The organism is Streptomyces exfoliatus (genome assembly GCF_000725545.1).
GTDB lineage: Bacteria > Actinomycetota > Actinomycetes > Streptomycetales > Streptomycetaceae > Streptomyces > Streptomyces exfoliatus.
In genome coordinates this window covers 1-9,442 of sequence record NZ_JNZP01000057.1, presented here as the reverse complement: position 1 = coordinate 9,442, position 9,442 = coordinate 1, and the positions used below count along the sequence as shown (strand labels likewise).

General features: G+C 67.7%; 7 protein-coding genes and 3 pseudogenes. 4 read left to right on the top strand and 6 right to left on the bottom strand.

Features of this window, described 5'->3' with window-relative positions; all coding sequences use genetic code 11:
- Positions 1-658: 658 nt before the first annotated feature.
- Positions 659-880, bottom strand: coding sequence for a hypothetical protein (locus IO20_RS0133610; RefSeq protein ID WP_030556957.1), 222 nt, complete (start codon positions 878-880; stop codon positions 659-661).
- A gap of 214 nt (positions 881-1,094) precedes the next feature.
- Positions 1,095-1,526 (bottom strand): cupin domain-containing protein, encoded by a 432-nt coding sequence (locus tag IO20_RS0133605; protein ID WP_037636946.1) that lies wholly within the window; start codon positions 1,524-1,526, stop codon positions 1,095-1,097.
- A 132-nt stretch (positions 1,527-1,658) separates the two neighbouring features.
- On the opposite strand from IO20_RS0133605, the gene IO20_RS0133600 reads away from it, so the two are divergent.
- Positions 1,659-2,297, top strand: coding sequence for a peptidase inhibitor family I36 protein (locus IO20_RS0133600; protein WP_030556953.1), 639 nt, complete (start codon positions 1,659-1,661; stop codon positions 2,295-2,297).
- Between the two features lie 1,154 nt (positions 2,298-3,451).
- Here the strand turns inward: IO20_RS0133600 and IO20_RS0133590 are convergent.
- The 3 genes from IO20_RS0133590 to IO20_RS0133580 form a co-directional block, all read right to left on the bottom strand.
- On the bottom strand, positions 3,452-4,129 hold the full coding sequence (locus IO20_RS0133590) for a 2OG-Fe(II) oxygenase (RefSeq protein WP_030556952.1): 678 nt from the start codon (positions 4,127-4,129) through the stop codon (positions 3,452-3,454).
- A complete protein-coding gene (locus tag IO20_RS0133585; protein WP_245685151.1) occupies positions 4,126-4,425 on the bottom strand; it encodes a tail fiber domain-containing protein in 300 nt (99 codons plus the stop codon). The genes IO20_RS0133590 and IO20_RS0133585 overlap by 4 nt, the downstream gene beginning before the upstream one ends.
- An 89-nt stretch (positions 4,426-4,514) precedes the next feature.
- Positions 4,515-5,021, bottom strand: a complete 507-nt coding sequence (locus tag IO20_RS0133580) for a hypothetical protein (protein WP_245685150.1) — start codon at positions 5,019-5,021, stop codon at positions 4,515-4,517.
- Between the two features lie 1,138 nt (positions 5,022-6,159).
- On the opposite strand from IO20_RS0133580, the pseudogene IO20_RS39335 reads away from it, so the two are divergent.
- From IO20_RS39335 to IO20_RS38125, 3 pseudogenes are all read left to right on the top strand, one after another.
- Positions 6,160-6,624 (top strand): annotated as a pseudogene (locus tag IO20_RS39335) (IS110 family transposase); the annotation flags it as partial.
- 67 nt (positions 6,625-6,691) lie between these two features.
- Positions 6,692-7,085, top strand: a pseudogene (locus tag IO20_RS37205) (transposase); the annotation flags it as partial.
- A 64-nt stretch (positions 7,086-7,149) separates the two neighbouring features.
- Positions 7,150-8,119: pseudogene (locus tag IO20_RS38125) on the top strand (tyrosine-type recombinase/integrase); the annotation flags it as partial.
- A gap of 66 nt (positions 8,120-8,185) precedes the next feature.
- Here the strand turns inward: IO20_RS38125 and IO20_RS40590 are convergent.
- Positions 8,186-8,731, bottom strand: coding sequence for a hypothetical protein (locus tag IO20_RS40590; RefSeq protein ID WP_157850863.1), 546 nt, complete (start codon positions 8,729-8,731; stop codon positions 8,186-8,188).
- Positions 8,732-9,442 lie beyond the last annotated feature (711 nt).

Here is a 9,442-nt window from a genome sequence, read left to right as displayed (position 1 = left end):
CGCCGCTCCGGAGCCGGGTCCGATGTGTCGCCCCAGCGGTTCAAATCAAGCCCCGGCTCTGCCTCGTCCGTCATGGCGCCAAGATACGGAGGTTGCTGCGGGCCGTCTCAGGATTATCCGGACGGGAGCACAGACGACACCCATCGCCGTACTCGAACGTTTGGCTGGGGAAGCTGATACTACTGATGGGGGGCGAGGATTTGGCCTTGCTTGTCTCGCAGTTCCAGCTGTGCTGGGTACTCGACTCCGTGGGGCCACGTGACGTGGCGAGGGAGGGTGGGTTCACCGTTCTGCTCGGAGTCTGACGGTGCGTTGCTTGCCGCGGACATGGCTGGTCCTTTGGTTGAGTGGTCGGGGGCGTGTCCACCCTGACCTGGGAGTTGGTCCGGTCTCCAGCGAGGCCCAGGGCCGTTCGCCCATACGAGTCCCAGATGGTGCACTCGGCCCAATGGGAAACCTTTGCTCTGCTGCCAGCGCCCGTGCAGCGGGCTGGTCCTGGAGGCGGAGCCGGCTGACCGCCGACAGAACCGCCGCGCGCCGGTGGACGGGTTTCCCAGGGGTCGTCACCGATGGGTGGCGGCCCCCGCTTTGTGTCCTCCGCAGCAGTGAATCCGGCCCTCGCGTACGCGTAGGTGAGGGGTGCCGCTAGGCGATCGGGTCAGCGCCAGTACTGGTCTGGGGCGGCCACGGGGGCGATGGCGGCCAGACCGGTGACGATGGTGTTGGGACCAGCGAAGGCGGGTCCCGCAGGGTCCAGGGCGGTGATGCGCGACAGGCCGGGGAGGATCGGACCGTCAGTGGCCTGGGCGGCCGGACCGGCGATCGTGAGGGCAGCCCCGGCGAGGGCGACGGCGGTAAGTACGCGCTTGGTGTTGTTCATGCCCTGCCAACGATCTTCAAGATGCTGGGGTCACGCCCGGACATGGCTCCGCGCCGGCACAGTGTCGGGCGCATGTACCGGGGCGGGGGACCTGCTTGGGATCAACGATCGGGGATCCGAACTCCCAGTTGACCGCCAGCGATCTCCCACGCCCCCGGAAGCCCCGCCCTGCACTTGGCACGACGGGGCGCAGCAGGGTGTTTTGGGCGCGGGGTTAGCCGGCGCCGACGGGCAGCAGGCCGAGCCGGGTTTCCAGCCAGGTGGGGAAGTCGAGGAGTTGGACGCCTTCTTGTTCGTCGGGGTCGGTGCGGGCGACGAGGCAGACCATGTCCTCGGTCCCGGTGTTGACGGGCATGTGGGGGGTGTCGGCGGGGATGTGGATGTGGTCCCCGGCCCGCAGCACGACGTGCTCGGCGAGGTCGGTGCCGTGCCAGACCTCGACTTGTCCGGACTGGATGAAGATGGCCGACTCGTGTCCCTGATGGAGGTGAGGGCGGCCGCGGGTGCCGGCGGGCATCACCAGCCGGTGCAGGCACAGCCGCTCGGAGCCGGCGGACTGGGCGCTGATCCCGGCGCCGAACGTGCCGCCCTGGATGCCTTCGTAGGTGCCGGTTCGTACGACGGTGCACTGCTTTTGATCTGCCATGCGGGCAGTACACCAGGCACCCGGTGGCGGGGGAGCAGTTCCCGCCACCCACAGCCGCTGCCCGGGCCCAAGACATTGTCCGTGGCCTGAGGGGCCCGTGTCCGTGCTCGGGTCGGGCTGGTTAGGGCGGGTATGAAGATCCGTACCGTGCTGGCCGGCGTCCTCGCTGCTGCCTCGCTGTCTCTGGCGCTGGTCGTGGCGGGCCACAGCACCGCCGCCCCCACCCCCGCCGCTCCCGCTCCCACCCCTGAGATCCGGGTGAAGACCGCCCAGGGCCTGGACGCCTGCCCGACCGCTCACCTGTGCCTTTACGAGCACGCCCAGTACAACGCCTCCGGCCCGGCCCGCATCTGGCTGTTCGGGAACAACGGGGCCGCCGAGAAGGTGGAGTACAACCTGGAGGGCAGGCAGCCCGACCACAAGGGCCGTTCCGCCTTCAACAACACCAAGCTCTACACCGCCACCCTGCGCAGCGAGTGGACCATTCAGGAGTCCGCCGACATCATCGCCCTGGCTCCGGGGGAGAAGCTCCCCAGTCTGAACGTGACGAAGGAGTGGGGCGGCCGCCTGGCCTCCTACAGCAAGACGGGCCAGGGCACGTACGTCTACAACTACGAGCCGCAGGCCGTGAACCTGAACGACCACGTCGGTTCAGTCTTCCTGGACAAGGCCCCACGCGATGCCCGGGGTCAGAACCACGCGGCTGGGCATTTCCTGCCGGCAGGGCACACGGCGGTCGTGCCGGCTGTCCCAGCCGTGCCGGTCGCCTAGGAGAGCCGGGGCGCAGAGGTCGGACGGCACGCGCTGACCTAGCGGTGTGGGCATGGTTTCGCTGCGGCACAGTGTCGGGGCATGTACCGAGGCGGTTCGCAGAGCTGGTCCTCTAGTCAAGCGTTTCGAGGGCTGGCCCAGAGTCGTCTGCTGCGGCATCACTGGTATTCCCCGGCATGCCCCCGGGTAGATTCCGGTGCCTCCGTCGATACGATTCTGCGCCTGGGGCGGAGTCCCGGCTGAGTATGTCGCGACGGTGTTCTCGGCCTCGTCACCAATCGTCAGCGCCGCCGGCAGGACCGTCCCGCCGTGGACGACGAGCTGGGCGACGCCGTCGACGTAGCGCAGGCTGAGCGTGCCTACGTCTTCGGGCTTGACGTCTTCGGCCGTGATCACGGTGATGCCGGGGATCTCGGAGGTTGACGCATCAGCGCTGCGGGAGACGCTGCAGCCTGCGTCGGTGCTGTTGTCCGGGACGGGCCTGGTTTCGCCGACGCATCCGCCGACTTCATCGCCAGCGAGGTACTCAGTTTCGTCGCCTGTGGTGGCCTCCTCATTGGTCTGGCACCGTGCCGACCGACGTTGATCTTGCCACGACGCAACGTCACCCCACCATCGCTCTTGACAGGTTGGCCGGTGAGCTTCCATGCGCCGCATCCCCGTGCCGCCCCCGTGTTCTGTACATGGCTGCCCGGGGCTCACCCCGAGTCGGCTGACAGCGCTGATCGATCGCGATCCGGACACGGGATGCGTGATGGCCTGAACCTCTGGTCACGCGCTGTGTGTGATCGATAGCGTCGCGTGCAGGCCGCAGAGGGGGGCCGTCTCGGGCATACGCGCCATGATCCCGTCCGACGTTGCCGTGGTGGCAGCGGAGGTCTCCCGTCGGCGGTCTGTACGACCGAACGTATCGGAGCCCCACGGGGCTCCCCACTCTCAGGAGGACCGATGGCTTCGGCGATCGAATGGCAGCTGCACAACGGCGGGACCGTTCGCGTGTTCAAGGCGGGCGAGGAGCTCAGGAAGCCGTTCATCCTGGCCGCCGACGGAACCGGCCCGACGGACCTCGCCGCATTCGAGGCGGGCCTCGATCACACCTCGTACTCGTTCCTCGCAGAGGCGCGGGCCAACGGCTATCAGGCTCTGTCTGCTTCTCACCGGCAGTCGTTGCCCCCGTGGTGCGTTGGGTCGGGCGCGCACAGCCAGCCGTTGACGGCGAAGCGGCTGTCCTCGTGCTGCCTTCCGGGGCACACGACCGGTCGCACCTCATGCCAGGCGGTGGGAAGGAAGAACACGATGCTGTCGTGCTCGGGTTCCCAGTCCCGCCAGGTACGTTCCTCCCACTCTCCGGTTGTCTCGGTGTGCAGCGGCAGGGCGGCGTCGAAGACGCGCAGCTCGCCGCCGCCGAACGGCCGGGGCGTGCGGTGCAGGTAGTACACGAACGTGAGCAGACGGCGGGGGGCGTACGCGGCGCTGGTGTCCTGGTGCGGGCCGTAGAAGTCCCCGTCGTTGTGCACGTTGAGACCGTAACTTGGCTCGGTGTAACGGCAGTCGACTCCCAGCGTGTGCTCGACCGCCTCCCGGACGTCGTCGATGGCCGCCAGTAGCTCAGGCGCCTGGAAGTCGGGGCACGACCGGGACCTGCGCAGGTCAGGGGCCAGCTCCCGGTCCCGGACCAGGGAGGGCTTCAGCCGGTCGCCCGTGGAGGCGATGGCACGCTCCAGCAGGAGGCCGGCTGTCCGCTCGCCCAGGAACCCGGTGATGCGGCAGACCGTGACGGGGAGCCGCCAGATCGCGTCCGTGGACACCGGCGAGAGGCCGTTCGCCGTCATTGCCCCGCCTCGGGCGAGGTCACGGCCGTGGCCTCGCGCAGCCGGGCCACTTCGTCCTGCAGTTCCTCCACGTGACGGTGGAGGGCCTGGATGCTGACCAGGGCCACGCCGAGGCCGTCGACGACGGGGATCCTGGTGTCGTCCTGGTTGAAGCCGAAAGCGGCGTGCCAGTCCTGGGCCATCGGCCCGAGGTGACGGACGCCCTCGGGCTCCCAGAGGTAGCGCCAGGTGCTGACCGGCAGCGCGGCCACGGTATCCAGGACGGCGAAGCCGTTGACCGTGCCGACCGGCGTCACGGCGATGCTGTCCCGTGCACCTTCCGCGGCAGGGGGGTCCGGAGAGGCGTCGCCGGCCGCCCGGGACCACCTGCTGAGGATCCGCATCGTCACCGGCTCCAGTCGACCGCGACCACGTCCTGCTTGAGCCCACGGTCACTGCAGAGCGAGCATGGAGCGCCCGGCACCCCGGGTCCCTGGTCGGTACCGATGGTGATCGCACCGTGGGCCCCGACGGGCGCGTGCACGCCGTCGCCGACGAACGCGGCTTCGTAGCCACCGAGCAGCTCCTGAAGGGTTCCGGGACCCAGGTTCTCCGGGGCGGTGATCGAGGCCACACCGTCGTAGTCGGTGAAGGCGGCCCCCAGGGTCCGGCCACCGACAGTGGCGAACACGATCTTCGCTCCTCGGATGGGTTCCCCGGTGATGGCGTCGGAGGCCATCGCGTGGATGTTCTCCAGTTGCATCTGGGTGACGTTCAAGGTGGCCTGGCTGGTCGTGAGCCTGATCGGCTTCAGGCTTGGGCATTCCGCGCCGCTGCACGGCGCGGGCGACGAGGGGGTCGCGGTCGCGGCGACACCGCTTCCCGCCCCCAGCGACGCCAGAGCGGCTGCCATCACCGCGACGGTCCTACGACCAACAGAACCCATGTCCACTCCCTGGGAGCCGCTCGGGCGCGCTCCGCACCGGCGGAAGGCCGGGACGGTCCTGGCGCATGCGGCACTCGACCGATGCCGCCCCCCTGGGACGACGCGAACGACCGTAGCCACACCCATCCGGCATGTGCGTCCGATGAACACGAGTACGCACCATCTGATGAATCGCCGACGGCACTGTGACGAACGCGGACGATTCATACCGGCCAGCAAGTGGCCACCCTGAGCGCCCGCGCCCTGAACCGCCGGACACGGCCTACCGCGCTCGCGGGAACCTGACTGGCTGTCCGCGGACTCTGGCGCCGGACGGTGCGGCACCGGGAGGATGGTCAAGACACCCAAGGACAGCCACAATGCCTGGGCAAGCCGCCCCGAACCCCGAGGATTGCCCACCCTGGCCGGGGGCTCGCCGGCATCAGGATCGGCCCTACCGGTTGCAGATACCTCCTTGTGTCGGGGCTGCGTCGACTGAGTTCCCCTCACCAAGGAACACTGATGGATGATCTGCAGTCGGCTTAGCCGTGGCCTTGCCCTTTTGGCACGCTGATGTCGCGGCAGCCATCTGCTCCCGCTCGGGAGGGTCTCCGCGCCCGCAATCGGGCCCGCGGAGTTCCCCCCCCCCAGCCATGTGCCTGGCCTGGTGTCGGCGTACTTCTGAATGTGCACCGCGGAGTACGGAGATACGTGCACCAGTCGTGGTGAGTTGGCCGTGAAGTTGGGTGGGATGGGGTCGGGCTGTCAGGCTGCACTCGTGGCCCTCGACGGTGCCTGGACGCCGGTTGGGCCGAAACCGCCCCCGTGCAGACCAGGGAGGCTGCCGTTCTTCAGTGCTGGTGGCCTCGGAACCGGCCCCATCCTGGACGCACTCTAGAGGCAGGGTCTGACATTGATACTGCGGGTTCCGGTGGTCGTGGCTCAGGGTCTGACTGACGTCCTGCTGGGCTGTCCTGCGACTGTCCTGTCCGGCTACCGGGACCCGTTCTCCATGGCTCCGGCCAGGTGGAACATGACCTGATAGGAGCTTGGCCAGAGGCTCCCTCAATGTCCTGTCTGACCCACCCGGCCGGCGTCACCTCCGGCCAGAAAGGCAGCCCACAGGATGACAGCGACGACCACGCCCGCCACCGAACTGGATGCGGTGTTCGGCGGAGTGGACTCCCACGCGGACACGATCCACGTCGCTGTCATCACCGACCGGGGCGGCCACATCGCCGACGCCGAGTTCCCGACCACGCAAGCCGGATACGCCGCGGCGATCGCGTTCCTGAACGCCCACGGCACCGTGACCGCCGTCGGGGTCGAGGGGACCTCCTCCTACGGCCTGGGGTTCACCCGTGCCGCCCGCCAAGCGGGCCTGACCGTGGTCGAGGTCAACCGGCCCGACAAGGCAGAGCGGCGCCGGATCGGCAAGTCCGATCCCATCGACGCCTACGCAGCCGCCCGCGCCCCGCTGTCCGGCCGCGCCTCGGTCATTCCCAAGGACGATACCGTCAGCGGCATACGCGCCCTCCACAACGCCGCCCGGTCCGCCGTCAAGGCCCGCACCGCCACCCTGAACCAGATCGCGCACATCCTCATCACCGCCCCGGACGATATCCGCGTCAAGTACACCGCCCTGCGCGGCAAGACCCGACTATCGATACTCCACGAACCACCAGGTCGGCATCGACGTAGACAGCCACCAGGTCGTTGTCGTGGGTCGTCCGATGCCTGGCAACCGCAACGACTGCAAGGCCTGGTCCGAGTCCGGCGCAAAAGCCGCCGTCGGCAGGACTACAACGATTGCCGACGGCGGCTATCCGGGAACCGGGCTGATCATTCCCCACCGCCGTCCTGCTGGCGGGGACCTGTGCGACTGGAAGTGAGCACAATCGCTCCCACAAGCAGGTCCGAGCCCGCGTCGAGCACGTCTTCGCGCGCATGAAGACCTGGAAGATCCTGCGCGACTGCCGCCTCAAGGGCGACGGAGTCCACCACGCCATGCTCGGCATCGCCCGCCTGCACAACCTCCTCCGGGCCGAGTAGCAGGCTCAGTCCCGTCTCTGCGAAGCAGCCGACCGTGCTCCAGAGATCAATTGCGGGACAAGCCTTAGGCAAGAAGAAGCTCGCCAAACTCACCGCCAAGGACGTCCGCACCTGGCTCGACCAGCTCCGCACCACCTGCCAGTGCTGCGCGCGTGGCCTCGACACCGCCCGCGACCAGCCACTGTGCTGCGCGGCCGGCATCTGCTGCGGCAAGCGCCTGTCCGTTCTGACCCTCGCCTACATCCACTCCGTGCTCAAGTCCGCCCTGGAGCACGCCGTCCGCGAAGAGGAGATTCCCCGCAACGTCGCCCGCAACGTCCGCATGGGCACACCCCGCCCCCGCCGCTTCGAACCCCTGACCGTCGACGAGGCCCGCGACCTCCTCACCGCTGTGCACGGCCACCGGCTCCAGGCGCTGTTCGAACTCGCTCTGCGCACCGGGCTTCGTAAGGGCGAACTCCTCGGCCTGCGCTGGGAAGACCTCGACCTGGCCGGCGGAACCGCCAGTATCCGCCGCACCCTCCAGCGCACCAACTCCGGCGGACGGCCTGACCGCCCTGCCGACCAAGACCCAGAGCTCCGAGCGGCGGATCGCCCTGCCGACGCCGTGCGTGCGCTCACTCGCACAGCACCGCCACCGGCAGCACCAGGAGCGCGAAGCAGCAGGTTCGGGCTGGAAGGCGAGCGGCTACGTCTTCACCCGGCCGGACGGCTCCCCGATCGAGGGAGCCACCCTCACCCGGCACTTCAACACCCTGCTCCGCCGAGCCACGCTCCGCCGCATCCGCTTCCACGACCTCCGGCACTCGGCGGCCACCCTCCTCCTGGAACAGGGCGTTGAACTCGTTGTCATCAAGGAGCTGTTGGGCCATGCCCACATCGGCGTGACCGCGACCGTGTACGCCCACGTCCGACTCCGCCTCCAGCGCGACGCCATCGACCTCCTCGGCAAGGCCCTTCGCGACCCCGCCCAGCCCTCCGCCCGACCCGACGACGGCGACGAACCGCCACTTTGTGCAGCACCCGTCCGCTGACGTTGCCGTCAAGATGCCAAGAAGCCCCGCCAGAATTCGTTTCTGGCGGGGCTTCCGGTCAGTCACTCATGGCAGCGACGGAAATACTTCCTCCCACGCTTTCAAGCGTTCATCGAAGTCTTCTCCGAACGCCATCCTCACGAGAGCGAGCGCGGGTGATAGGAGATTCTTGACAGCTCGCAGGCGCCGAATCTGCGCAATCTCGCGAGTGCGCCAATCAGCCGACAGATCCCGAGCCTCCTCAACCGACATCGGTAGCTCTCGAAACAGGAGATCGATCAGGAGGTCCGGATTAAGGATGTCAATTTCAGCATTCGATGGAACCTGCCGAAGCACGGCAAGGGAAAGATTCAGGAGGCGAATCACACTCTCACGGTGATCAATCACCCCTGACGCTACTGCTGAATTGAGTGCATACCCCAGAGCTTCAGAGCAGGTCCCCCAGGATGCCCCTGAAAGACCCCTACACTCGTCAGCTAGGCGCGCAGTCAGCAGCTCGACAACGCCCAGCCACTCGTTTGGGCCCAGTTCAGAGACCCCCGGGACATGTGCAGCCAGGGCCTCAGAGAGAGACCGCAGATCGAGCGCCGCGAGATCGTCGAAGCTATTCATCAGAAGTGAATCCCCGCTGCAGCGAATGCATCTCTACCGATTTGCAAGCTCTCACCCGACGGGCGGAAGTGACCACTGTGGTTATTGATATCAAGCCCGAAGTACCCGCTTCCCGACGAGCCCGCGATATCAGCCTCGCCGGCCGCGCGAACAGGAGCTCCTCGTGTGAGAACCGAGTGCGAAATCTCCTGGCCATTGACGAACTTCGGCTGGACCACAAGGCCCCCATCTTCCCGGACAGCCCATTTCACGGTTCCTGAACTCACTGCGGAGTCAAATCCAGCGGCTCCGGGGCCAGACGGAGTGACCCCCAGCCTATCCGCCAGGCGAAGCTCCCCATCGAGGCCTCCCTTCATCTGGTTAGGAAATAGGTCGCAATTGTTGTTGTGAACAAGTACCGGCGTATTGCCCGCCAGTACATAGTACGTGTGCTGGCAGCCCCTCCCCTAGCTGCTTTATGCAGGTGGGGAGGGGTTTTGCGGTCCGAGGGAGTCCGTGGTTGTGCGCCTGAATCCGTGGTTGTTGCCGTCGCTACTGCCGTCAGGAGTCAGGGTTCTCGGGCGGGTCGGGGATGCGGTCACCGCGCGACTCGGCGACCCGGAGTGCATCCGTGAGAGCCTCGGTCAGCCGGCAGGCGAGCCACCGGTACTCGGCGGCCGACAGCTCGACCCAGAAGTCACCCCGGCCGGCCCGGGCGGAAGGTGGTGTGTG

Excerpts from the sequence above, each read along its gene's own strand:
- IO20_RS0133605 (WP_037636946.1), bottom strand. The coding sequence starts at position 1,526 with ATGGCAGATCAAAAGCAGTGCACCGTCGTACGAACCGGCACCTACGAA.
- IO20_RS0133600 (WP_030556953.1), top strand. The coding sequence starts at position 1,659 with ATGAAGATCCGTACCGTGCTGGCCGGCGTCCTCGCTGCTGCCTCGCTG.
- IO20_RS0133590 (WP_030556952.1), bottom strand. The coding sequence starts at position 4,129 with ATGACGGCGAACGGCCTCTCGCCGGTGTCCACGGACGCGATCTGGCGG.
- IO20_RS40590 (WP_157850863.1), bottom strand. The coding sequence starts at position 8,731 with ATGAATAGCTTCGACGATCTCGCGGCGCTCGATCTGCGGTCTCTCTCT.
- IO20_RS0133610 (WP_030556957.1), bottom strand. The coding sequence starts at position 880 with ATGAACAACACCAAGCGCGTACTTACCGCCGTCGCCCTCGCCGGGGCT.
- IO20_RS0133580 (WP_245685150.1), bottom strand. The coding sequence starts at position 5,021 with ATGGCAGCCGCTCTGGCGTCGCTGGGGGCGGGAAGCGGTGTCGCCGCG.